The sequence below is a fragment of the Rhizobium ruizarguesonis genome (genome assembly GCF_017357285.1).
Taxonomy (GTDB): Bacteria; Pseudomonadota; Alphaproteobacteria; order Rhizobiales; family Rhizobiaceae; genus Rhizobium; species Rhizobium ruizarguesonis.
In genome coordinates this window covers 1921222-1944869 of the sequence record NZ_CP071678.1, presented here as the reverse complement: position 1 = coordinate 1944869, position 23648 = coordinate 1921222, and the positions used below count along the sequence as shown (strand labels likewise).

The 23648-nt window shown below is 60.9% G+C and carries 23 protein-coding genes; 2 read left to right on the top strand and 21 right to left on the bottom strand.

Annotation, left to right across the window (positions count from 1 at the left end):
• Positions 1 to 404 precede the first annotated feature (404 nt).
• Complete coding sequence (locus J3P73_RS09650) at positions 405 to 869, top strand: DUF5680 domain-containing protein (protein WP_130691022.1); 465 nt, start codon at positions 405 to 407, stop codon at positions 867 to 869.
• 310 nt (positions 870 to 1179) lie between these two features.
• Here the strand turns inward: J3P73_RS09650 and J3P73_RS09645 are convergent, their stop codons facing one another.
• The 3 genes from J3P73_RS09645 to proS are packed head-to-tail and all read right to left on the bottom strand — an operon-like array spanning position 1180 to position 4520.
• Complete coding sequence (locus tag J3P73_RS09645; RefSeq protein WP_075224175.1) at positions 1180 to 1863, bottom strand: ABC transporter ATP-binding protein; 684 nt, start codon at positions 1861 to 1863, stop codon at positions 1180 to 1182.
• Positions 1864 to 1877: 14 nt separating this feature from the next.
• Positions 1878 to 3182: a lipoprotein-releasing ABC transporter permease subunit gene (locus J3P73_RS09640; RefSeq protein WP_018069479.1), complete on the bottom strand. Its 1305-nt coding sequence runs from the start codon at positions 3180 to 3182 to the stop codon at positions 1878 to 1880.
• Positions 3183 to 3197: 15 nt separating this feature from the next.
• The gene (proS, locus tag J3P73_RS09635; RefSeq protein WP_012756974.1) at positions 3198 to 4520 is read right to left on the bottom strand and encodes a proline--tRNA ligase; all 1323 of its coding nucleotides are present in this window, start codon (positions 4518 to 4520) and stop codon (positions 3198 to 3200) included.
• Here proS and J3P73_RS09630 point away from each other — a divergent pair.
• A complete protein-coding gene (locus tag J3P73_RS09630; RefSeq protein ID WP_018069477.1) occupies positions 4519 to 4707 on the top strand; it encodes a hypothetical protein in 189 nt (62 codons plus the stop codon). The genes proS and J3P73_RS09630 overlap by 2 nt on opposite strands.
• 402 nt (positions 4708 to 5109) lie before the next feature.
• Here J3P73_RS09630 and J3P73_RS09620 read toward each other — a convergent pair whose 3' ends face one another.
• The 18 genes from J3P73_RS09620 to J3P73_RS09535 all read right to left on the bottom strand — a co-directional run bounded on the left by J3P73_RS09620 (position 5110) and on the right by J3P73_RS09535 (position 23632).
• Complete coding sequence (locus tag J3P73_RS09620; protein WP_018069476.1) at positions 5110 to 5385, bottom strand: DUF1467 family protein; 276 nt, start codon at positions 5383 to 5385, stop codon at positions 5110 to 5112.
• Positions 5386 to 5499: 114 nt separating this feature from the next.
• Positions 5500 to 5904, bottom strand: a complete 405-nt coding sequence (gene mce / locus J3P73_RS09615; protein ID WP_018069475.1) for a methylmalonyl-CoA epimerase — start codon at positions 5902 to 5904, stop codon at positions 5500 to 5502.
• A gap of 2 nt (positions 5905 to 5906) precedes the next feature.
• On the bottom strand, positions 5907 to 7577 hold the full coding sequence (locus J3P73_RS09610) for a ribonuclease J (protein ID WP_018069474.1): 1671 nt from the start codon (positions 7575 to 7577) through the stop codon (positions 5907 to 5909).
• A gap of 17 nt (positions 7578 to 7594) precedes the next feature.
• On the bottom strand, positions 7595 to 8359 hold the full coding sequence (locus J3P73_RS09605) for a biotin--[acetyl-CoA-carboxylase] ligase (protein WP_130655189.1): 765 nt from the start codon (positions 8357 to 8359) through the stop codon (positions 7595 to 7597).
• Complete coding sequence (gene nuoN / locus J3P73_RS09600) at positions 8359 to 9804, bottom strand: NADH-quinone oxidoreductase subunit NuoN (protein WP_130691024.1); 1446 nt, start codon at positions 9802 to 9804, stop codon at positions 8359 to 8361. The genes J3P73_RS09605 and nuoN overlap by 1 nt, the downstream gene beginning before the upstream one ends.
• Before the next feature lie 18 nt (positions 9805 to 9822).
• Positions 9823 to 11334, bottom strand: coding sequence for an NADH-quinone oxidoreductase subunit M (locus tag J3P73_RS09595; RefSeq protein ID WP_018069471.1), 1512 nt, complete (start codon positions 11332 to 11334; stop codon positions 9823 to 9825).
• Complete coding sequence (gene nuoL, locus J3P73_RS09590; protein WP_130661359.1) at positions 11334 to 13331, bottom strand: NADH-quinone oxidoreductase subunit L; 1998 nt, start codon at positions 13329 to 13331, stop codon at positions 11334 to 11336. Before nuoL ends, J3P73_RS09595 begins: the two co-directional genes overlap by 1 nt.
• Before the next feature lie 7 nt (positions 13332 to 13338).
• Positions 13339 to 13647 (bottom strand): NADH-quinone oxidoreductase subunit NuoK, encoded by a 309-nt coding sequence (nuoK, locus tag J3P73_RS09585; protein WP_003547388.1) that lies wholly within the window; start codon positions 13645 to 13647, stop codon positions 13339 to 13341.
• 23 nt (positions 13648 to 13670) lie between these two features.
• Positions 13671 to 14285 (bottom strand): NADH-quinone oxidoreductase subunit J, encoded by a 615-nt coding sequence (locus J3P73_RS09580; protein ID WP_207579902.1) that lies wholly within the window; start codon positions 14283 to 14285, stop codon positions 13671 to 13673.
• Positions 14286 to 14429: 144 nt separating this feature from the next.
• Complete coding sequence (nuoI, locus tag J3P73_RS09575) at positions 14430 to 14921, bottom strand: NADH-quinone oxidoreductase subunit NuoI (RefSeq protein ID WP_003547385.1); 492 nt, start codon at positions 14919 to 14921, stop codon at positions 14430 to 14432.
• A 40-nt stretch (positions 14922 to 14961) separates the two neighbouring features.
• A complete protein-coding gene (nuoH, locus tag J3P73_RS09570; RefSeq protein ID WP_003547383.1) occupies positions 14962 to 16005 on the bottom strand; it encodes an NADH-quinone oxidoreductase subunit NuoH in 1044 nt (347 codons plus the stop codon).
• 12 nt (positions 16006 to 16017) lie between these two features.
• Complete coding sequence (nuoG, locus tag J3P73_RS09565) at positions 16018 to 18099, bottom strand: NADH-quinone oxidoreductase subunit NuoG (protein ID WP_130691026.1); 2082 nt, start codon at positions 18097 to 18099, stop codon at positions 16018 to 16020.
• Between the two features lie 218 nt (positions 18100 to 18317).
• Positions 18318 to 19001 (bottom strand): NADH-quinone oxidoreductase subunit E, encoded by a 684-nt coding sequence (locus J3P73_RS09560; RefSeq protein ID WP_075224180.1) that lies wholly within the window; start codon positions 18999 to 19001, stop codon positions 18318 to 18320.
• A 2-nt stretch (positions 19002 to 19003) separates the two neighbouring features.
• Positions 19004 to 20308 carry an NADH-quinone oxidoreductase subunit NuoF gene (gene nuoF / locus J3P73_RS09555; protein WP_003558451.1) on the bottom strand — a complete coding sequence of 435 codons (1305 nt, stop codon included), beginning with the start codon at positions 20306 to 20308 and terminating at the stop codon, positions 19004 to 19006.
• A gap of 10 nt (positions 20309 to 20318) precedes the next feature.
• Positions 20319 to 21485 (bottom strand): NADH-quinone oxidoreductase subunit E, encoded by a 1167-nt coding sequence (locus J3P73_RS09550; protein WP_018069467.1) that lies wholly within the window; start codon positions 21483 to 21485, stop codon positions 20319 to 20321.
• Positions 21486 to 21501: 16 nt separating this feature from the next.
• On the bottom strand, positions 21502 to 21774 hold the full coding sequence (locus J3P73_RS09545) for a hypothetical protein (RefSeq protein WP_003547374.1): 273 nt from the start codon (positions 21772 to 21774) through the stop codon (positions 21502 to 21504).
• On the bottom strand, positions 21774 to 22964 hold the full coding sequence (locus J3P73_RS09540) for an NADH-quinone oxidoreductase subunit D (protein WP_018069465.1): 1191 nt from the start codon (positions 22962 to 22964) through the stop codon (positions 21774 to 21776). The genes J3P73_RS09545 and J3P73_RS09540 overlap by 1 nt, the downstream gene beginning before the upstream one ends.
• 65 nt (positions 22965 to 23029) lie before the next feature.
• Complete coding sequence (locus J3P73_RS09535; RefSeq protein WP_018069464.1) at positions 23030 to 23632, bottom strand: NADH-quinone oxidoreductase subunit C; 603 nt, start codon at positions 23630 to 23632, stop codon at positions 23030 to 23032.
• Positions 23633 to 23648: the final 16 nt, after the last annotated feature.

Below are 23648 nucleotides of genomic sequence, written 5' to 3'. Positions count from 1 at the left end.
CATGCGATCCCCTGAAAACTTTAGAACGCCATGACGATAAGCGAGAAGCTGGCAACGAACATTGCGATGGAGGTGAATGCTGCGATATCACGGATCATGTCAGTCATCGGGCTCTCCTTTACTCGTTATGTTTTCAATTTGTTCCATGTATGTTCTGTTGTCAACAGGAATCTTTTCCTCCTTTCTTGTGTTTGAAAAATGCCGGGATGCGCACCTGCGAATCGCTGGGAGCCAGCACCCGATGAGATGGGCAACAGCTTTGCCTTCTGGGCTGCCACAGATCGGTCATGGCGCCTAGACGGCTACCCCCCTCGAGGCGACCCGTTTATTTCGAGCCAATGTTCTCTTTTTGTTCTTTACACATCGCGGCATATTTGCCAGCATCGGGCTGAGAGGAGAATGAGATGTTGAATATTGCGATGCTGAACGAATTCGTCGTGGAGGCGAAGGCTGCGACCTATGTCGGCGGCGGCGTGGCGCGCGCGCCCTGCCGGCCGGGTTCCCACGATATCGGTTACGAACGCGGCGACTGGCGCTATCTCGACAGCTATTTCGGCGGCACCGATTTTGCCGGACAGGAAGTGGTGTGGCTTGCCGACGAGCCCGTCTGGGCGATGAATTATTTTGGCTGCGTCATTGCGCCTGATCTCATCGACGGCGCAGCAGCCGGGACGGTGATCAAGACAGCACTTTCGGCGATGTATCGAGAGGGCCGGTTTCTTGGCGGAATGGAATTCGACCATCCGTTCGGCCGCTATATCGACCGCAGCGAAGGCCACTGCGAGCGGTTCAGCGGCCACGAATGCATCATGGTCGATGGCCAGAAGGCCTATGTGCTCGACTACCGCGGCGGGCTGATCATCCCCTGATCGCTGCCCACTGCTGTTCTGTCAAAAGTGCATAATGTCCCGCCAGGGGTTGGCGAGATCAGCCCCCATCCGGCTGCCGCCACCGACCGGGGTCGAGCCACACGTGTCGACCCGTCCTTCGGACCCCGGCTCGCGGGGCGAAGGGACATACCGCACCCGCTTTCCCTACCCTCGACGCTGCGTTTGGCACGTCCCCTCGCCCCGTTTTTTACGAGGGTCCGCAGGACGGGTCGAGACGAGTGGCTCGACCCCCGGTAGGTTACGGTGAGGGGCAGCCATCGGCGCAAACCGGACACCGTGGACCGCAGTCTCAGAAATCGACGATCTTGCCGTCGGAGATCGTCACGCGCCGATCCATGCGGCGGGCGAGCTCGTGATTATGGGTGGCGATGAGGGCAGCAAGGCCGGACTGGCGCACGAGCGCCTCCAGCGCGTCGAAGACATAGCTTGCCGTTTCCGGGTCGAGATTGCCTGTCGGCTCGTCGGCAAAAAGCAGGGTCGGCGCATTGGCGACGGCGCGGGCAATCGCGACGCGCTGCTGCTCGCCACCGGAAAGCTCGCCCGGGCGATGCGAGCCACGATGGCCGATGCGCATATAATCGAGAAGCTGGCCGGCCCGCTCTCCGGCTTCCTTCCAGGAAAGCCCGGCGATCAGCTGCGGCATCATGATGTTCTCGAGTGCCGAGAACTCCGGCAAGAGGTGGTGGAACTGGTAAACGAAGCCGATTTCGCTCCGGCGGATCGCGGTGCGCTTCTCGTCGCTAAGGCCGTCACAGGCATGACCGTTGATGTTGACTTCACCACCGTCCGGATGCTCCAGCAGGCCGGCGATATGCAGCAGCGTCGATTTGCCGGTGCCGGATGGAGCGACGAGAGCGACGATCTCGCCCTTCGACATCGAAAAATCCGCGCCCTTCAGGATCGAGAGCAGCGTATCGCCCTGCCCGTAATGGCGTTCGACGCCGGTAAGCTTGAGAACGACGTTGCGTTTCATAGATGCGGCATTCCTTATTCGTAGCGCAGGGCCTGCACCGGATCGAGCCTGGAGGCACGCCAGGCCGGGAAAATGGTCGCGATGAAGGAGAGCGTCAGCGCCATGACGACGATCGACATCGTTTCGCTGAAATCCATTTCGGCCGGCAGCTGGCTGAGGAAATAGACCTGCGGATTGAAGAGAACGGTGCCTGATACCCAGGAGAAGAATTGGCGGACGGATTCGATGTTGACGCAGACAAGAACGCCGAGCAACACACCGCCAATTGTGCCGACGATCCCGATCGCCGCTCCGGTCATGAAGAAGATGCGCATGATCGCACCGGCGCTGGCACCCATGGTACGCAGGATGGCGATATCGCTGCCCTTGTCCTTCACCAACATGATGAGGCCGGAGATGATGTTCAGCGCCGCGACAAGCACGATCAGCGTCAGGATCATGAACATGACGTTACGCTCGACCTGTAGCGCCGAGAAAAAGGTCTGGTTGCGCTGGCGCCAGTCGGTGAGGTTGATCTGGCGGCCGGCCGCCTCCACTACCTTAGGCTTCAGATTGTCTATATCGTCGGGGTGGTCGACGAAGAGTTCGATCGACTGCACCAGTCCCTCGGCGTTGAAATAGAGCTGCGCCTCCTCCAGCGGCATGAAGATGATCGAGGAGTCGTATTCCGACATGCCGATCTCGAAGAGGCCGGAAATCTTGTAGGACTTGACGCGCGGGCTGACGCCCATTGGCGTAATGTCACCATCTGGCGACGTCAGCGTAATAAGGTCGCCGACGCTAAGACCCAACTGGTCGGCCATGCGCGTGCCGATCAGCACGCCCTGGCCGGAGGCAAAGCCTACCATGTCTCCCGGTTTGATATTCTCAGAAACCGCTTTGAGCTTGGTCAGGTCCTCCGCGCGGACGCCGCGCACCAGCGCGCCCGTGCTGCCGCCCGCCTGGGCGGAGGCAAGTACCTGGCCCTCCACCAACGGCAGCGCCATCTTGACGCCAGGCACGGCGGCAAGCCTGCTGGCGAGGTCGGCATAATCGGTGAAAGGGCCATCGGACGGCTGGACGATCATGTGGCCGTTGATGCCGAGAATGCGCGAGACGAGCTCTGTGCGAAAGCCGTTCATCACGGCCATGACGATGATCAGTGTCGCAACGCCGAGCATGATGCCGACAAAGGAGAAGCCGGCGATCACCGAGATGAAGGCCTCCTTGCGGCGGGCGCGCAGATAACGCCACGCCACGAGGCGTTCGAAGGTGGAAAATGGCTTGCCAGCCGGACCCAAGCCGGATTTTGAACTCCGGTCCACTGCTGCCTCTGCCATTTCGCCTCCGTTTCCTTAAGCCACGAACCGGTTGATCGCCGCTTCGATGGTCATCGTTTCGCGGGCGCCGGTCTTGCGGTCCTTCACTTCAACTTCGCCGTTGGCGACCGCGCGCGGGCCGGCGATGATCTGGACGGGCACACCGATCAGGTCGGCGGTCGCGAATTTCGTACCGGCCCGATCGTCGGTATCGTCGTAGAGCACATCCTTGCCGGCCTTGGTCAGCGCGGCATAGATCAGCTCGCAGGTATCGTCACAGGCCTGATCGCCCGCCTTCATGTTGATCACAACGATATCGAAGGGCGCGACCGATGCCGGCCAGATGATTCCGTTGTCGTCATGCGATGCTTCGATGATGGCGGGAACAAGGCGTGTCGGGCCGATACCGTAGGAACCCATGTGAACGAAGTGTTCCTTGCCATCAGGTCCCTGCACTTTCGCACCCATCGGCTCGGAATATTTCGTGCCGAAATAGAAGATATGGCCGACCTCGATACCGCGCGCCGACAGGCGGTCGCCCTCGGGAACGGCGTTGAAGGCCGCCTCGTCGTGCATTTCCGAGGTCGCAGCATAGAGCGAGGTCCATTTGTCGAAGATCGCCTGCAGTCCCTCGACACTGTCGAAATCGGTGTGTGCACCAGGAATATCGAAATCGACGAAATCCTTGTGGCAGAAGACTTCGGATTCACCGGTGTCAGCAAGGATGATGAACTCATGGCTGAGCTTGCCGCCGATCGGGCCGGTGTCGGCGCGCATCGGAATGGCGCGCAGGCCGAGCCGATCGAAGGTGCGCAGGTAGGCGGCGAACATCTTGTTATAGGAATGCTCCGCCCCTTCGCGCGTCAGGTCGAAGGAATAGGCATCCTTCATCATGAATTCGCGCGAGCGCATGGTGCCGAAGCGCGGGCGGATCTCGTCGCGGAACTTCAGCTGGATGTGATAGAGATTGAGCGGCAGGTCCTTATAGGATTTGACGGAAGAGCGGAAAATATCCGTCACCATCTCCTCATTGGTGGGACCATAGAGCATCGGCCGATCCTGGCGGTCCTTGATGCGCAGCATCTCCTTGCCGTAGGCGTCGTAGCGGCCGCTTTCCTGCCAGAGTTCGGCCGACTGCAGGGTCGGCATCGACAGCTCGATGGCGCCGGCGCGGTTCTGCTCGTCGCGGATAATGGCGTTGACCTTGTCGAGCACGCGCTTGCCCAGCGGCAGCCAGGAATAGATGCCCTGCGACTGCTGGCGGATCATGCCGGCGCGCAGCATCAGCCGGTGGGAGACGATTTCCGCCTCCTTGGGGTTTTCCTTGAGGATGGGCATGAAATAGCGGGACAGACGCATGGCGGATTCCGGAGCAGTTGAGATCCCGCAGCAGGCGGAATCGAAGGCAATTGTTGATGTGGGAGCGTTCATAGCCGCTTCGCGGCAGGAAGGAAACCCGCAACGGATGCCGGCAACCTCCCGGAAGCGCATGTTCGAACCTACAAAATGGAAGGGCGTGAAAAAGCGCGTGTTTATAAGGACTTGAACGAAAATCTTGTCAACAGAAAAATTTTGCTAGAGTGTAGCAAAAATGCAAAAAAAGCTGATGACAAAGCCCAATGTTTGAGCTAGTTTTAGCTCACAAAACAGGCAGGAAGTTAAATTCTTGCCGAATTCGCGGTCAAGTCTTGGGAGGATCAGATCTTAGGCGCGCTCGTCGCAGCCCCGGCAACGGTTACAGATCACGCGATACTTAAAACAAGGCTTTTAGCCTTGTTTTTTTTTGGCTTTTCGACCTCCGTCCCATCCAGAAATCCGACCGACTTCCGTAAGGGAATAGCGCTCATTCCGTTACGCGAGCTCTTTGCCGCAACAGCATGACGCTGGTATGACGAAACTCGAATTCAATAAGCTTACATCTGCCCAAAGTTTGAGCAAAAGCCACGATTCAATAGAAGCTAGGGCCGAGTTGCGGCAGGGCGTCGAAGCCCCAGCCGAAATAGGTGTCGCAGACGTACCAGAGGCCATAGACCAGGGCCGAAATCAGCGTCGTCAGCGAAAACACGAAGGCGGCGCGAAACCGGGTGGGCGCGCTCGGAACGGTGCCGAGCACGACATCATCGTCTTCCGCCTGCGTACGCAGACCGACCGGCAGGACGGCAAAAAGCGTCATCCACCAGATGATGAAGTAGACGGCAAATCCCTGAAGAAAGATCTGGAGCATTATGGTTCCCGTTGGTGTCGCGCCGGTATCGCGTCCTTATACGGCGGAATGACGACCACTCAAAGCGGACGAACGGTTTTGGCCGGTCTTCGGGTCACTCTGCCGCAGCAGGGCTCAGGCCTGTTCGAGTTCGATCAGCGTGCCGAAGAAATCCTTGGGATGCAGAAAGAGCACCGGCTTGCCATGGGCGCCGGTCTTCGGCTGGCCGTCGCCGAGCACCCTTGCGCCCGCCTCTACCAGCCGGTCACGGGCGAGAAGGATATCGTCCACCTCGTAGCAGATGTGGTGCATGCCGCCGGACGGGTTCTTTTCGAGGAAGGCTGCGATCGGCGAGGCAACCCCGAGCGGCTGCAGCAACTCGACCTTGGTGTTCGGCAATTCGACGAAAACAACGGTGACGCCATGCTCTGGCAGGGCCTGCGGCTGCGATACGGCAGCACCCAGCGTATCGCGATAGGCCGCCGTCGCCGCGGCCAGATCGGGCACGGCGATGGCGATATGGTTGACCCGGCCGAGCATGGTCAGACCTTGGTGACGAAAGCGGTGACAAGAGGTTTCTTGCCCCAGGTGTTGTTCGCGGCCGAGCGGATGGCGCGGCGCACGGCCTCCTGCAGCATGTCGATATCCTTGCGGCGGGCGCGCGGAATGCTCTCGATGGCGCTGACCGCCGCGTCGAAGAGCGTATCCTCCATATCCTCGCCCTCGTCATCGTAGGTCGGCAGGCCGATCGAAATGAGGTCGGGTTCGCCGACGATGTCATAGCGGGCGTCGAGCACGACATTGACCGCGACATGGCCGACATAGGAGAGCTTCTTACGCTCGCCGATACCCATCTCGTCGAAATCGCCGATCAGCGTGCCGTCCTTATAGATCCGGCCATGCGGTGCCTCGCCGATCACCTCGACCGGACCGGGCGCCAGCCGCAGGATATCGCCGTTGCGCACCCGCGGCACCAGTGCGATGCCGGATTGCTCGGCAAGTTCCTTGTGCGCCGTCAGATGCGTTGCCTCGCCATGCACCGGCACGACGATCTTCGGTCGCGTCCACTCATACATCCGCTGCAACTCGTTGCGGCGAGGATGGCCGGAAACGTGGACCAGCGCCTCGGTATCCGTGATGATGTGCACACCTTGCTCGACGAGGCCGTTCTTGATGTCCTGGATCGCCTTCTCGTTGCCGGGAATGGCGCGAGAGGAAAAGACGACGATATCGCCTGCCGCAAACGCCACATTGCGCATCTCGTCGCGCGAGAGCTTGGCAAGGGCTGCCCGCGCCTCGCCCTGGCTGCCGGTCAGGATGACGACGACCTTATCGCGCGGGATATAGCCGTATTCGTCCTCGGAGATGAAAGGCTTCACACCTTCCATCAGGCCGATATCCTGGGCGACGTCGACGACGCGCTTCAGCGAACTGCCGAGCAGCAGCACTTCGCGGCCGGCCGCCTCGGCAGCCTCGGCAACGGTGCGGATACGCCCGACATTCGACGAGAAGGTGGTAATCGCCACCCTGCCCTCGGCATTCTCGATGATCTTGCGCAGGCTTTCGGACACGTCCTTCTCGGAGGGCGAAACACCGTCGCGCAGCGCATTGGTGGAATCGCACATCAGCGCCAGCACGCCCTCGTCGCCGAGCTGGCGGAAACGTGTCTCGTCGGTCAGGGGCCCGAGCGAAGGCTCGTGGTCGATCTTCCAGTCGCCGGTATGGATGACATTGCCGACCGGCGTGCGGATCATCAGCGACATCGGCTCGGGGATCGAATGGTTGACGGCGACGCCTTCGATGCTGAAGGGGCCGACATTGATCGTATCGCCGGCCTTGAACGGCGTCACCGGCACTTCGCCGATCTTAGCCTTCTCGAAATTGCGCTTGGCTTCGAGCAGACCGGCGGTAAAACCAGAGGCATAGACCGGCACGTTGAGACCGGGCCAGAGGTCGGCGAGCGCACCATAATGGTCTTCATGCGCATGGGTGATGATGATCGCCTTGAGGTTCTTTCTTTCGCTGGCGAGGAAGCGGATATCGGGCAGCACGAGGTCGACACCCGGCAGATCGGGCCCAGGAAAAGTGACGCCACAATCGACCATGATCCACTGGCGATGCTCGGGCGGGCCGTAGCCATAGAGAGCGAGATTCATGCCTATCTCGCCAACGCCGCCCAGAGGCAGGAATACCAGTTCGTCCTGTTTCGCCATAATTTTCGTTTTTTCCGCTATCCAAAAAACACATCACCGGCAGCAATGGGCATTATCCTGCCAGTGCCGGTATCGAGCATCAACAAGCCATTATCATCAATTCCGGCGAATTGTCCGGAAATCGATCGGTCCGGCAAATTGACCGTAATCTTTTCGCCGATGCCGCAGGCGATTGCGCGCCAGAGTGCCGTGATGTCGCCGATGCCGCGGCCCTGGTCCCATATTTCAAGCACTTCCGCCGTGGTGGCGAAGAGGTGCGCGAAGAGTTCCTCCGGCGAAGCCGCACTTCCCTGCTGGCGCAGACAGGTGACGGGGTAGAGCGGATTGTCCGGCATCACAGAGATATTGATGCCGATGCCGACGATCAGCGCGTAACGTCCGTCCGGCAGCCCCTCGCCTTCGACGAGAATGCCACAGGTCTTCTTTCGGCCGATGAGAATATCGTTCGGCCATTTGACCTCGAGCGGTTCGGCACCAAGTGGCAGCACCCTGCGGATCGCCTGATGCACGGCAACGGCGATCGCCAACGGCAGGGAGCCAAGGCGCTCCATCGGGGCCGGGTCGATCAGAAGAAGAGAAGCGTAGAGATTGCCGCGCTCGGAAACCCAGAGCCTGCCGCGGCGGCCGCGGCCGCCAGTCTGCTTTTCGGCGGTCACCCAGAGATTACCGCCATCGCCCGCCCGAGCCCGGGCGAGGCATTCGCTATTGGTAGACGATGTTTCCGACAGAGCCTCGTGCCTGAAATCGCCGAGCGACATCCGGCGCCGCCCGTCGGAAGCCATCAAAAGAGCGTCGCGGCGGCAAGCTCTGCCGCACCGCCGATCGGGCCGCCGATGAGGACATAGGCGGTGACGAAGAGACCGGAGAGACCGAAGACCAGACGCAGCGCACCGGAGACACGGGCGAATTCCCCGGTCGCCTCATCGAACCACATCAGCTTGATGACACGCAGATAATAGTAAGCGCCGACGACCGAGGCGAGAACGCCGATAATGGCAAGCGCATAGAGCTTGGCTTCGATGGCGGCAACGAAGACGAAGTATTTCGCGAAGAAGCCGGCAAGCGGCGGGATGCCGGCGAGCGAGAACATCAGCGCCGTCAGCACCACGGCCATGAACGGGTTCGTTGTGGAGAGGCCGGCAAGATCGTCGACATTCTCGACGACGGTGCCGTCCTTGCGGCGCATCGACATGATGATCGCAAAGCTGCCGAGCGTCATGACCATGTAGATGACCATGTAAAGCATGACACCAGTGACGCCGGTCTGGTTGCCGGCGGCAAGGCCGACCAGGGCATAACCCATATGGCCGATCGAGGAATAGGCCATCAGCCGCTTGATGTTCTTCTGGCCGATTGCGGCAAACGAGCCGAGCAGCATCGAGGCGATTGAGATGAAGACGACAACCTGCTGCCAGTCCGCCAGAACCGGCTGGAAGGCGGTGATGACGATGCGGGTCATCATCGCCATGGCGGCGACCTTGGGTGCTGCGGCAAGGAAGGCGGTGACCGGTGTCGGCGCGCCTTCATAAACATCCGGTGTCCACATATGGAAGGGAACGGCGGAGATCTTGAAGGCGATGCCGGCGAGGATGAAGACCAGGCCGAAGATCAGGCCGAGCGAACGCGCGCCCTCGACGGACAGCGCCTGGGCGATCTCGGAGAAGTGGGTGTGGCCGGTGAAACCATAGACCAGCGACATGCCATAGAGCAGCATGCCGGAGGAAAGCGCGCCGAGGACGAAATATTTCAGGCCGGCTTCGGTCGACTTCAGGCTGTCACGGTTGATCGCGGCGACGACATAAAGCGCCAGCGACTGCAGTTCCAGCGCGAGATAAAGCGAGATCAAGTCATTGGCCGAGATCATCAGCAGGATGCCGAGGGTCGCAAGCACCAGGAGAACCGGGAACTCGAACTTGTCGAGCTGATTTTCGCGGGCGTGGCCGATCGACATAAACATGGCGACCAGCGAACCGATCAGCGCCACCAGCTTCATGAAGCGCGAGAAGCCGTCGGCCATGTAGACCCCGCCATAGGCAAGGCCTTCTGCCGGCACGAAGAGCAGCCACAGGCCGGAGGCCAGGAGCAGGACGATGGCGAGGCCGGTGACGACAAGGCCCGACCGCTCGCCTGAGAAGACGCCGACCATCAACAGGGCAAGGGCGCCGACCGCGAGGATGAGCTCCGGCGCGGAAAGATGCAGACTGAGGAGAATTGTTTCAGCGGTCATGTCCAATAAGTCCCGTCATCATTTCATAGACAGCGCAACATTCTGCGCTGCGTGCACGGCGGCCGTGTAGTTGTTGACCAGCAGATCCACCGAGGCGGCTGTCGCATCGAAGACCGGAGCCGGATAAACGCCGAAGAAGATGGTCAGCGCAACCAGCGGATAGAGGATCAACTGTTCGCGTGGTGAAAGATCGAGCAGCGCCTTCAGCTTCTCCTTCTCCAGCGCGCCGAAGATCACCCGGCGATAAAGCCAGAGCGCGTAGGCGGCCGAGAGGATGACGCCGGTGGCGGCAAAGAGCGCTACCCAGGTGTTGACGCGGAAGACGCCGATCAGCGTCAGGAATTCGCCGATGAAGCCCGACGTGCCGGGAAGCCCGACATTGGCCATGGTGAAGACCATCATCGCCACGGCATATTTCGGCATATTGTTGACGAGGCCGCCATAGGCGTTGATCTCGCGGGTGTGGGTACGGTCATAGACGACGCCGACGCAGAGGAAGAGCGCGCCGGAGACGATGCCGTGCGAGAGCATCTGGAAGATCGAACCCTGAACGCCCTGCATGTTGGCGGCAAAGATACCCATGGTCACGTAGCCCATGTGTGCCACGGAGGAATAGGCGATCAGCTTCTTGATATCGTCCTGCATCATCGCCACCAGAGAAGTATAGATGATGGCGATGACGGACATGGCGAAGACGAGCGGCGCGAAATAATCGGATGCCACCGGGAACATGCCGAGCGAGAAACGGATGAGACCGTAGCCGCCGAGCTTCAGCAGCACGCCGGCCAGGATCACCGAGCCTGCCGTCGGCGCCTGAACGTGGGCATCGGGAAGCCAGGTATGGACCGGCCACATCGGCATCTTGACCGCGAAGGAGGCGAAGAAGGCAAGCCATAACCAGGTCTGCAGCGCCGGCGGGAACTTGTAGGCGAGCAGCGCAGTGATATCCGTCGTGCCGGCCTGCCAGTACATCGCCATGATGGCGAGCAGCATCAGCACCGAGCCGAGCAGCGTATAGAGGAAGAACTTGTAGCTCGCATAGACGCGGTCCTTGCCGCCCCAGACGCCGATGATCAGGAACATCGGAATGAGGCCCGCCTCGAAGAAGACGTAGAACAGCACGATATCGAGCGAGACGAACACGCCGATCATCATCGTTTCGAGGATGAGGAAGGCGATCATGTATTCCTTCAGGCGCTTCTCGATCGAGAGCCAGCTCGCCAGCACACAGAAGGGCATGAGGAAGGTCGACAGGATGACGAACAGCATCGAGATGCCGTCGACGCCGACGTGGTAGCCGATGCCGGTGCCGAGCCAGTCATGCTTCTCGAGCATCTGGAAGCCCGGATTGGCATTGTCAAAGCCGGTCCAGATGAAGAGCGAAACGACGAAGGTGAAGACGGTGGTGATCAGCGAGATCCACAGCACGTTCTTCCGGCCGGTTTCGCTCTCGCCGTTCATCAATAGCAGGAGCACCACGCCGACGAGCGGCAGGAAGGTGACCGTTGAAAGAATAGGCCAATCGGTCATCAGAAGGAACTCCCGAGCATCATCCAGGTAACGAGCGCCGCAATGCCGATCAGCATGGCGAAGGCGTAGTGATAGAGGTAACCGGTCTGCAGGCGGACCACGCGATCGGTGACGGCGACGACGCGAGCGGCGACGCCGTTCGGGCCGTAGGTGTCGATGACGCCAACATCACCTTTCTTCCACAGGAAGCGGCCGAGTGCCTTGGCGGTGCGGACGAAGAGGAAGTCATAGAGTTCGTCGAAATACCACTTGTTCAACAGGAACTGGTAGAGCACGCGGTGCTGCTGCGCGAGGATGCGCGGCGTCTGCGGCGAGCGGATATACATGTACCAGGCGGTGACGAAGCCGAGAACCATGGCGATGAAGGGGCTCAAGCCGACGAGCGCCGGAACATGGTGGAACTCTTCGACGAGTTCGTTCTCGGCGCCGGTAAAGAGCGCACCCTTCCAGAACTCGGCATATTCCTCGCCGTAGAACCGGCCTTCGAAGATCACGCCCGCAAGCACCGCGCCGATCGCCAGGAGATAGAGCGGCACCAGCATGACCTGCGGCGACTCGTGGACGTGGTGCATCACCTCATGGGAAGCGCGCGGCTTGCCGAAGAAGGTCATGAAGATCAGGCGCCAGGAATAGAAGCTCGTAAAGAGAGCCGCGATGACCAGCAACGCGAAGGCGAAGCCCGCGACCGGCGAATGCGATGCATAGGTCGCCTCGATGATCACGTCCTTGGAGAAGAATCCGGCAAAACCGATCGGCGTGAAGGGAATGCCAAAACCGGTGATCGCCAGCGTGCCGATGATCATCAGCACGGCAGTAACTTTAATATGCGGCCACAGGCCGCCCATGTAGCGCATGTCTTGCTCGCCATCGACGGCATGGATGACCGAGCCGGCGCAGAGGAAGAGCAGCGCCTTGAAGAAGGCGTGCGTGAAGAGATGGAAGATCGCCGCGCCATACGCCCCGGCTCCGAGTGCCACGAACATGTAACCGAGCTGAGAGCAGGTGGAATAGGCGATGACACGCTTGATGTCGTTCTGCACGAGAGCGACTGTTGCCGCGAAGAAGGCGGTGATCGCGCCGATGACGGTGACGACAACCAGCGCATCCGGCGACAGTTCGAAAAGCGGCGACATGCGGGCGACGAGAAAGACGCCTGCGGTGACCATGGTGGCGGCATGAATGAGGGCCGAGACCGGGGTCGGGCCTTCCATGGCGTCCGGCAGCCAGGTGTGCAGCAGGAACTGCGCCGACTTGCCCATCGCGCCCATGAAGAGCAGCAGGCAGATGCCGGTCAGCGCATGCGCCTTGTCGAGCTGCATGCCGAAGAGATTGAGGATCACCTCGCCCGCTTCGCCGCCTTCATGCGGGGCGAAGTTCGAGGCATTGGCGAAGATCGTGTCGAGGTTGATCGAGCCGAACAGCACGAAGACACCGGCAATGCCGAGCACGAAGCCGAAGTCGCCGACGCGGTTGACGATGAAGGCCTTCATCGCCGCAGCCGTCGCCGACGGCTTCTTGAACCAGAAGCCGATCAGCAGATAGGAGGCGAGACCGACGCCTTCCCAGCCGAAGAACATCTGGGCAAGGTTGTCAGCTGTCACCAGCATCAGCATGGCGAAGGTGAAGAGCGAGAGATAGGCGAAGAAGCGCGGGCGATGCGGATCGGTATGCATGTAGCCGATCGAATAGACATGCACCAGCGTCGAGACCGTGTTGACGACGATCAGCATCACTGAGGTCAGCGTATCCACACGCAGCGACCAGGAGACGTCGATGCCGCCGGACTGGATCCAGCGCAGCACCTCGACCTTGATCGGGCCGCCTTCGGCATGACCCATGCCGACGGTGAAGAAGACGACCCAGGACAGGATGGCGGCGATGATCATCAGGCCGCTGGTGACATATTCCGAAGCCTTGGCGCCGATGGCGCGGCCGAAAAGGCCGGCGACAATCGCACCGATCAAGGGAAGAAAGACGATAGCCTTATAGAGGAACATGAGCCACTCAGCCCTTCATCATATTGACGTCTTCGACCGCGATCGAGCCGCGGTTGCGGTAGAAGACAACGAGAATTGCAAGACCGATCGCCGCTTCGGCAGCCGCGACCGTCAGGATGAACAGCGCGAAGACCTGGCCGACGATGTCGTTCAGGAACGAGGAGAAGGCGACCATGTTGATGTTGACGGCAAGCAGGATCAGTTCGATCGACATCAGGATGACGATGACGTTCTTCCGGTTCAGGAAGATGCCGAAGACGCCAAGCGTGAAGAGGATGGCGCTGACCGTCAGGTAGTGGGAAAGTCCGATGACCATGTTCTTTGTTCCTTGACCTGCCTTTAGACGCCCTGCCCGGGCTTGACCGAAACCGCCTCGACGGCGGTGGCGGGCGTACGGGCAACCTGCCTGGGAATATTCTGCCGCTTGATGTTGGTGCGGTGTCTCAATGTCAGCACGATCGCGCCGATCATGGCGACCAGGAGCACCAGACCGGCGATCTGGAAGAAATAGACGTAGTTGGTGTAGAGCACGTCGCCGAGAGCGGCGGTATTGGTGCGCTCGCTCAGCGCCGGGATCGGCATGGCGACTGATTTGGCGATCTCCGGCGAGATGACGCTGCCACCGATGACGACGATCAGTTCGGCTGCGAGGATCACCCCGATCAGCCCGCCGATCGGCGCATATTCGAGAACGCCGGCCCTCAGTTCGGTAAAGTCGATATCGAGCATCATCACCACGAAGAGGAAGAGCACGGCGACGGCGCCGACATAGACGACAAGCAGGATCATCGCCAGGAATTCGGCACCGAGCAGCAGGAAGAGGCCAGCCGCATTGAAGAACACCAGGATCAGGAAGAGAACCGAGTGAACCGGGTTCTTCGCCCAGATGACCATGAACGCCGACGCCACCGCGACAAAGGCGAAAAGATAGAAAAATAGAGCCTGCAGACCCATGTTGGTGCCTTTTTCATCTTCCCCCGGGCAGCCGGGAGTTTCCCTGCCCGATGGAGCTTTCGCTGGCGCTAACCGGCAAAGCTCCTGTGCATATTGACCGCGACAAGAGCAACTGCGCTCCACCACGGCATTTCAAAATCTCAATCAGCGATACGGCGAGTCGATCGCGATGTTGCGAGCGATTTCCCGCTCCCACCGGTCTCCGTTGTCCAGAAGCCGCGCCTTGTCGAAATAGAGCTCTTCGCGGGTTTCCGTCGCAAATTCGAAATTCGGGCCTTCGACGATCGCGTCGACCGGGCAGGCTTCCTGGCAGAAGCCGCAATAGATGCACTTCACCATGTCGATATCGTAGCGCACCGTGCGGCGCGTACCGTCATTGCGGCGGGGACCCGCCTCGATGGTGATCGCCTGGGCAGGACAGATCGCCTCGCAAAGCTTGCAGGCGATGCAGCGCTCCTCGCCGTTCGGATAACGGCGCAGAGCATGCTCGCCGCGGAAACGCGGGGAAACCGGACCCTTTTCGAAGGGGTAGTTGATCGTCGCCTTCTGGCGGAAGAAATAGCGCATCGACAGAAAGAACGCGCCGACGAATTCCTTGAGAAACAGCGAGCTGATGGAGCCGGACAAGCTTGCCATCTTCAACCTCCAATTTTGCCGAAAACGAGAGCAGGCATGATCATGCCCAACCCATCAGTTTCAGCACGAATGCAACGATGACGACCATGGCGAGTGACAGCGGCAGGAAGACCTTCCAGCCGAGGCGCATGAGCTGGTCGTAGCGGTAGCGCGGAACGAAGGCCTTGACCATCGCGAACATGAAGAACACGAAGCAAGCCTTCAGCGTGAACCAGATGATGCCGGGGACCCAGTTGAGGATCCAGATATCGACCGGGGGCAGCCAGCCGCCGAGGAAGAGGATCGTCGTCAGCGCGCACATCAGGCAGACGGCCGCATATTCGCCGAGCATGAACATCATGTATGGCGAGGAGCCGTATTCGACCATGAAGCCGGCAACGAGTTCCGATTCAGCTTCCGGAAGGTCGAAGGGCGGGCGGTTCGTCTCGGCAAGTGCCGAAATGAAGAAGATGATGAACATCGGGAAGAGCGACAGCCAGTGCCAGTCGAGGAACGAGGCCGGCAGGCCGAGCATGGTGCCGAGGCCGGTATGCTGCGCATTGACGATATCGGTCAGGTTCAGCGAGCCGACGCAGAGAAGCACGGTGACGATGACGAAGCCGATCGAGACTTCATAGGACACCATCTGTGCCGCCGAGCGTAGCGCGCCGAGGAACGGATACTTCGAGTTCGAAGCCCAGCCGCCCATAATGATGCCGTAAACTTCGAGCGAGGAAATCGCGAAAATATAGAGGATGCCGACATTGATGTTGGCGATCACCCATCCGTCGGCCAGCGGTACCACCGCCCAGGTGGACAGCGCCAGAAGCACCGTCACCAGCGGAGCAAGCAGGAAGACCGCCTTGTTGGCGCCGGCCGGAATGATCGGCTCCTTGAAGACGAATTTCAAAAGGTCGGCGAAGGACTGGAACAGGCCGAAAGGACCGACGACGTTCGGGCCGCGGCGCAACTGTACGGCCGCCCAGATCTTGCGGTCGGCGAGCAGCACATAGGCGATGAAGACGAGCAGGCAGACGAGAAGCAGCAGTGACTGACCGATCATGATGATCGCCGGCCAGACATAGGTCGAAAAGAAAGAATCCATAGTCCCCTGCCCTTACTCTGCCGCGACTTTGAAGTTGTTGCGGGCCAATGCCGAGCACTCCGCCATGACAGCCGAGGCACGCGCTATCGGGTTCGTCAAATAGAAGTCTTTCACCGGCGACGCAAACCCGGATTTGTTCATCTTGCCGGCTTTTTTCGCAACTGCGGCAATTTGGGCGCTATCGGTTTCGGCGATCTCGTCGATGGCGGCAAAATGCGGGAAAGCGGCATAGAGCCGGGCGCGCAATTCGCTGAGCGAATCGAATGGAAGCTTCTTGCCGAGCACGTCGGAAAGGGCACGGATGATCGCCCAGTCCTCGCGGGCGTCACCCGGCGCAAAACCTGCGCGGTTGCCCATCTGGACGCGGCCTTCGGTGTTGACCCAGGTGCCGGACTTTTCGGTATAGGCTGCGGCCGGCAGGATGACGTCGGCATGGTGCGCGCCATTATCGCCATGCGAGCCGATATAGACGGTGAGCTTGGCTTTCTTGGCGGTGAAGTCGAGTTCGTCTGCACCGAGCAGGAAGAGCACGTCCATCGCCGTCAGCATCTCGGCGGCATTGACACCCTTGGCGCCCGGCACGAAGCCGAGATCGAGGCCGCCGACACGCGCGGCAGCGGTATGGAGGACGGCAAAGCCGTTCCAGCCTTCGACGACTGCGCCGACCGAGCCGGCGAGCTTGGCAGCACTGGCGAGTACGCCGGCGCCATCGGTGCGCGACAGCGCGCCCTGGCCGATGATGATCATCGGCTTGGCGGCATTCTTCAGCACGTCCGCGAAGGCGTGGGTGCCGTCGATCAGATCCTTCAGCGTGTCGGGACCGCCGCCGAGGTAATCATAGCTGTAGCGCAGTTCAGCACGCTCGCCGATCACCCCGATCGGGAACTTGCCGCGACGCCAGCGCTTGCGGATGCGGGCGTTGAGGATGGCGGCCTCGAAGCGCGGATTGGCGCCGATTATCAACAGCGCATCGGCCTGGTCGATGCCCGATATGCTCGGGTTGAAGAGGTAGCTTGCGCGGCCGAGCGACGGATCGAGTGCCGCCCCATCCTGGCGACAGTCGAGATTGACCGACCCCAGCGACTTCACCAGTTCGGAAAGCGCATACATTTCCTCGACGGAAGCGAGGTCGCCTGATATCGCGCCGATCTTGTCGCCCGAGGTGACGCCGACGGCGGCCTTGATGGCGCCGAAGGCTTCGGCCCAGGTGGCGGGCTGCAGGCGGCCATCGCGGCGAACATAGGGCCGGTCGAGGCGCTGGGTCTTCAGGCCGTCCCAGATGAAGCGGCTCTTGTCGGAAATCCACTCCTCATTGATCGCCTCATTGACGCGCGGCAGGATGCGCATGACTTCGCGGCCGCGGGTGTCGACGCGGATCGCCGAACCGACGGCATCCATGACGTCGATCGATTCGGTCTTGTTCAGCTCCCACGGGCGCGCGGTAAAGGCGAAGGGCTTCGAGGTGAGCGCGCCGACCGGGCAAAGGTCGACGACGTTGCCCTGCAGCTCGGAGGTCATCGCCTGTTCGAGATAGGTGGTGATCTCGGCATCCTCGCCGCGGCCGATCAGGCCGAGTTCGGAAATGCCGGCGACCTCGGTGGTGAAGCGGACGCAGCGCGTGCAGTGGATGCAGCGGTTCATCACCGTCTTGACGAGCGGGCCGATATACTTGTCCTCGACGGCGCGCTTGTCTTCCTGATAGCGCGAGGTGTCGATGCCGAAGGCCATCGCCTGGTCCTGCAGGTCGCATTCGCCGCCCTGGTCGCAGATCGGGCAATCCAGCGGATGGTTGATCAGCAGGAATTCCATCACACCTTCGCGGGCCTTCTTGACCATCGGGGTGTTGGTGAAGACCTCGGGCAGTTCGCCGTTCGGGCCGCCGCGGATGTCGCGCACGCTCATGGCGCAGGAAGCCTGCGGCTTCGGCGGGCCGCCCTTCACCTCGACAAGGCACATGCGGCAATTGCCGGCAACCGACAGACGCTCGTGGAAGCAGAAGCGCGGAACCTCGGCACCGGCATCCTCGCACGCCTGCAATAGCGTGAAATGATCCGGAACTTCGATCTCGTTGCCGTCAATCCTCAGTTTTGCCATCGTCGCTCAGTCCTGTTTCCCGTTTGCCTGATGACGGCAAACAAACCTATTTTTGCAACACTCTCATTGCCAAGCCGGATCTTTCGTCCTGCCGACATCTGATGTCGCCCAAATTCTCTGTCGCGCATTCCAGATCCGGAACCCGCACCGGCATCTTGAGGCCCCCGCCCGTCCGCCGACCTGCCCATCTTTCCGGCCGATTGACACGGCCGGACAGTTCATTTCTTTCTGCGGCCCCGTCCTGCCAGAACCTTCGCCTGGCCGGTCCAGTCGTCACGCGCAATGCGGCCATTGAAGCCGAGTTCGACGTCAAGCCTGGCGATTTCCTCGTCGGTCCAGGCGGCAATCTTGGCAAAGCTGCGAATGCCCTTGGCGTTCAGCACCTGCTCCAGCTTCGGGCCGATGCCGGCGATCAGCTTGAGATCGTCGGCCTTTCCAGCCCGCGCAACCGGTTTTGCCTTCACTGCCGGCTTAGGCTGGCTGGCCTTCGTTTGGCTGGCTGGGATCGGCGCGCTGACCGGCTTGACCACAGTCAGTGTCGGCCTTGCCTTCTTCTCGGCCGGCGGCTTGGTGAAAGCCTTGACCTCCGAGCGAATATTCTCCGGCCGGATATCGACATCGGGCGCCGGCTCGTCCGGCGGCGTGTCATCGAGGGCGGCAGCGACCTTGCTGGTGGTTTCCAGGGCGCTCTGCCAGGCCCCGAAGAAAGCACCGGCCATTTGGGTCGAGAAACCGAAGCCGATCGCCGTTGCGGCGGCAAAGGCTGCAGCCGGATGCGCCATCAGCGGATGCACCGGCATTGCCTGTGCATTTTCCAGCATCTCGGCGGCAAGACGGCCGAAACCCGCCGCGAAATCGGCGGCTTCTTCCTTTTTCCTACCCTTGGATGCAATGTCCGCCATGATTATTCAGCCGCCTCCAGAACCGCGCCGTGATCGAGCGCGCTTGCCGTATACTGGTCGATGCGCTTTTCGATCTCGGGACGGAAGTTACGGATCAGACCCTGCACCGGCCATGCGGCGGCATCGCCGAGCGCACAGATGGTGTGACCTTCAATCTGCTTTGTCACCTGGAACAGCATGTCGATTTCGCGCTTCTGGGCATTGCCCTTGGCCATGCGCTCCATCACACGCCACATCCAGCCCGTGCCTTCGCGGCAGGGCGTGCACTGGCCGCAGCTCTCATGCTTGAAGAAGGCGGAGATACGGGCGATCGCCTTGATGACGTCGGTGGACTTGTCCATGACGATCGCGGCGGCCGTGCCGAAGGAAGAGCCGACGCCGCGCAGGCCGTCGAAATCCATCGGGCAGTCGATGATGTCCTTGGCCGGAACGATCGGGCAGGATGCGCCGCCCGGAATGACGGCAAGCAGGTTGTCCCAGCCGCCGCGAATGCCGCCGGCATGGCGATCGACCAGTTCGCGGAAGGTGATGCCCATTTCCTCTTCGACGGTGCACGGCTTGTTGACGTGGCCGGAGAGCATGAACAGCTTGGTGCCGACATTGTTCGGACGGCCGATGGCCGAGAACCAGCCGGCGCCGCGGCGCAGGATCGTCGGCGCGACAGCGATCGATTCGACGTTGTTGACCGTCGTCGGGCAGCCGTAGAGACCCATATTGGCCGGGAACGGCGGCTTCAGACGCGGCTGGCCCTTCTTGCCTTCGAGGCTTTCGAGCAGCGCGGTTTCCTCGCCGCAGATGTAGGCGCCGGCACCGTGATGGACGAAGATGTCCATGTCCCAGCCGAGCTTGTTGTTCTTGCCGAGCAGGCCATAATCATAACATTCGTCGATCGCCGCCTGCAGCGCTTCACGCTCGCGGATATATTCGCCGCGCACATAGATGTAGGCCGCATTGGCGCCCATCGCAAAGCTGGCGACGACGCAGCCTTCGATCAGCGTATGCGGATCGTGGCGCATGATGTCGCGGTCTTTGCAGGTGCCGGGCTCGGATTCGTCGGCGTTGACGACGAGGTAGTGCGGACGGCCGTCGCTTTCCTTCGGCATGAAGGACCATTTGAGGCCTGTGGGGAAGCCGGCGCCGCCACGACCGCGAAGGCCCGACGCCTTCATCTCGTTGATGATCCAGTCGCGGCCCTTTTCGAGGATCTGCTTGGTGCCGTCCCAATGGCCGCGGCTCATCGCGCCCTTCAGGGATTTGTCCTTGAGGCCGTAGATGTTGGTAAAGATGCGGTCTTTATCTTGTAACATGCTTCACCTCTTACCGCGGCTTCTTGCCGAAGACCTTGATATATTCCGCTTCCCCGCCCTTGGCGAGCGCCTTGGCCTGCTTGACCCAGTCATCGCGCTCGATGCGGCCGCGGAAGTTCAGGTAGCCGTCGACCCATTCGCGTTCGGCCTTCTTCCAGCCTGCGACCTGCGCGAAGGTGAAGATGCCGATTTCGTTCAACGTCGCCTCGATCTTCGGGCCAACACCCGAGATCATCTTCAGATCATCCGGTGCGGCGGGCTTTTCGACGCCCGCCGGACGGTTCTTGTCGGTCAGGGCAGGCTTTGCCGCCGGGGCAGCCTCGGCCTTGACGGCAGCTTTCGGCGCCGGTTCGGCGGCTGCAGTGCCTGATATCGGCTGCTGCTCGGCTGCCTTTGCGTTTTTCGCAGCCGCCTTCGGCGCCGTTGCCGGCGTCTTCAGGGCAGCATTGGTCTCGGCATCGGTGCTCTTCGGGCGGGCCGCCTCGGAGGGCGGAACCGGAGCGCGGTCGACCGGAGCCGACACGGTTTCGGCGTCGGCCTTCTTGGCGCGCGTCCTTGCCTTCGGCTCTTCCGTCGTCAGCGACGTCAGGCCGCCTTCAGGCGCCGAAAACACCCGGTCGATCTGGGTGCCGGGCTTGATGCTGGCGCCATTGCCGGCGGCAAAGACGTCGATGATTTCTTCGAGACGCTCGGGCGTCAGGTCCTCATAGGTGTCCTTGCCGATCATCACCATCGGGGCGTTGACACAAGCCCCGAGACATTCGACCTCTTCCCAGGACAGCGTGCCTTCGGCATTGCGCTCGAAGGCATGGGCATGGATCTTGCTCTTGCAGACCGACATCAGCGCTTCCGAGCCGCGCAGCATGCAGGGCGTCGTGCCGCAGACTTGGACATGGGCGCGCGTTCCCACAGGATGCAGCTGGAACTGCGTATAGAAGGTCGCGACCTCGAGCACTCTTATATAGGCCATGTCGAGCATGTCGGCGATCTTTTCGATCGCCGCGCGCGTGACCCAGCCGTCCTGCTCCTGCGCCCGCATCAACAGCGGAATGACCGCCGATTGCTGGCGACCGGCGGGGTATTTCTGGATCGTCTTGTCCGCCCAGACCGCATTGTCATCGCTGAAGGCGAATGCGGCAGGCTGGAATTGATCTTCGGCTAATCGACGAACGGACATTCTTCCTCACGCCTTGTCAGTTTAGGGTTCCACACCGCGAAGCGGTCAAAGACTGCATTTCGCAGGCATAGGCCGACTGGTCTTTTTGCATAAATACTACGAATTTGCTGCCGTTCGGAATGGCAGCCTTGATCTGATAGCCCTTGGACAAAAGCTCGCCCATGGATGATTGCTGCGCCGGCGGCGTCTCTTCCTTATGGCCCAGCGGCGTGCCGAGGTTATCGGACTCCTGAGCCGAAACCCCGGATGCCGAAAGAAGGATTGCGACGGCCAGCGGCAGAAGCTGCATCAGCGATCCACCTCGCCGAAGACGATGTCGAGCGAGCCGAGCACGGCCGCCACGTCGGCAAGCTGGTGACCGCGGCACATGAAGTCCATCGCCTGCAGATGGGCATAACCCGGGGCGCGGATCTTGCAGCGATAAGGCCTGTTGGTGCCATCCGAGACGAGATAGACGCCGAACTCGCCCTTCGGCGCCTCGACGGCGGCGTAAACCTCGCCGGCCGGCACGTGGTAGCCTTCGGTATAGAGTTTGAAGTGGTGGATCAGCGCTTCCATCGAGCGCTTCATCTCGCCGCGCTTCGGCGGCACGACCTTGCCGTCGATCGACGAGAATGGACCGGTCTTGGCATCCGAGAGCAGCCGGTTGACGCATTGCTTCATGATGCGGACCGATTCGCGCATCTCGATCATGCGGATCAGATAACGGTCGTAGTTGTCGCCATTCTTGCCGATCGGGATGTCGAATTCGAGATCGGAATAACATTCATAGGGCTGGGCGCGACGCAGATCCCAGGCAGCACCCGAACCACGCACCATGACGCCGGAGAAGCCCCAGGCCCAGCATTCCTCCAGCGAGACAACGCCGATATCGACGTTACGCTGCTTGAAGATACGGTTGCCGGTCAACAGGTTGTCGATGTCGTCGAGCGCCTTCAGGAACGGATCGCACCAGGCGCCGATATCCTGCACGAGCTGTTCGGGCAGATCCTGGTGGACGCCGCCCGGACGGATATAAGCGGCATGCATGCGCGAGCCGCTGGCGCGCTCGTAGAACACCATCAGCTTTTCGCGCTCTTCGAAGCCCCAGAGCGGCGGCGTCAGCGCGCCGACGTCCATAGCCTGCGTCGTGACGTTCAGGAGGTGCGAGAGGATACGGCCGATTTCCGAATAGAGAACGCGGATCAGCTGGCCGCGAATCGGGATCTCGATGCCGAGCAGCTTTTCGACCGCCATCGCATAGGCATGTTCCTGGTTCATCGGCGCGACGTAATCGAGGCGATCGAAATAGGGCACTGCCTGAAGATAGGTCTTGGTCTCGATCAGCTTCTCGGTGCCGCGATGCAAAAGGCCGATATGCGGATCGACACGCTCCACAATTTCGCCGTCAAGCTCCAGGACAAGACGAAGAACGCCGTGCGCCGCCGGATGCTGCGGTCCGAAGTTGATATTGAAGTTGCGAACGTTGTGTTCTGTCATGGCGATGGGCTCGCGTTCTCAGATAACCAGTGAATGGCGGGCCAAGCCCACCAGCCGCCTTGAATTTATTGTTTCGCTTTTTCATCGCCGGGCAGCACATACTCCGTGCCTTCCCAGGGCGACATAAAGTCGAAGTTGCGGAATTCCTGCTTCAGTTCCACCGGCTCGTAAACGACGCGCTTTGCCGCATCGTCATAGCGAACCTCGACGAAACCGGTCGTCGGGAAGTCCTTGCGCAGCGGATGGCCTTCGAAGCCGTAGTCGGTCAGGATGCGACGCAGGTCCGGATGGCCGGTGAAGAGCACACCATACATGTCCCAGGTCTCGCGCTCGAACCAGTCGGCGCCCGGATAGACGGGGCAAGCCGACGGAACCGGCGTATCCTCGTCGGTCGCGACCTTGACGCGGATACGCAGGTTCTTCTTCGGCGACAGCAGGTGATAGACGACGTCGAAACGCAGCTCGCGCTGCGGCCAGTCGACCCCGCAAATATCGATCAGGTTGACGAAACCGCATTTGGCGTCATCACGCAGGAAGGTCAGCAGCGCGATCAGGTTCTCACCCGTCGTCGTCACCGTCAGTTCGCCATACTTCATCTGCGATGCGGCGATCAGATTACCGCGCGCTTCGCCAAGGTAGGACGCAAGCTCAGTCAGGGCTTCACTCATATGCCTTGTCCTTAAC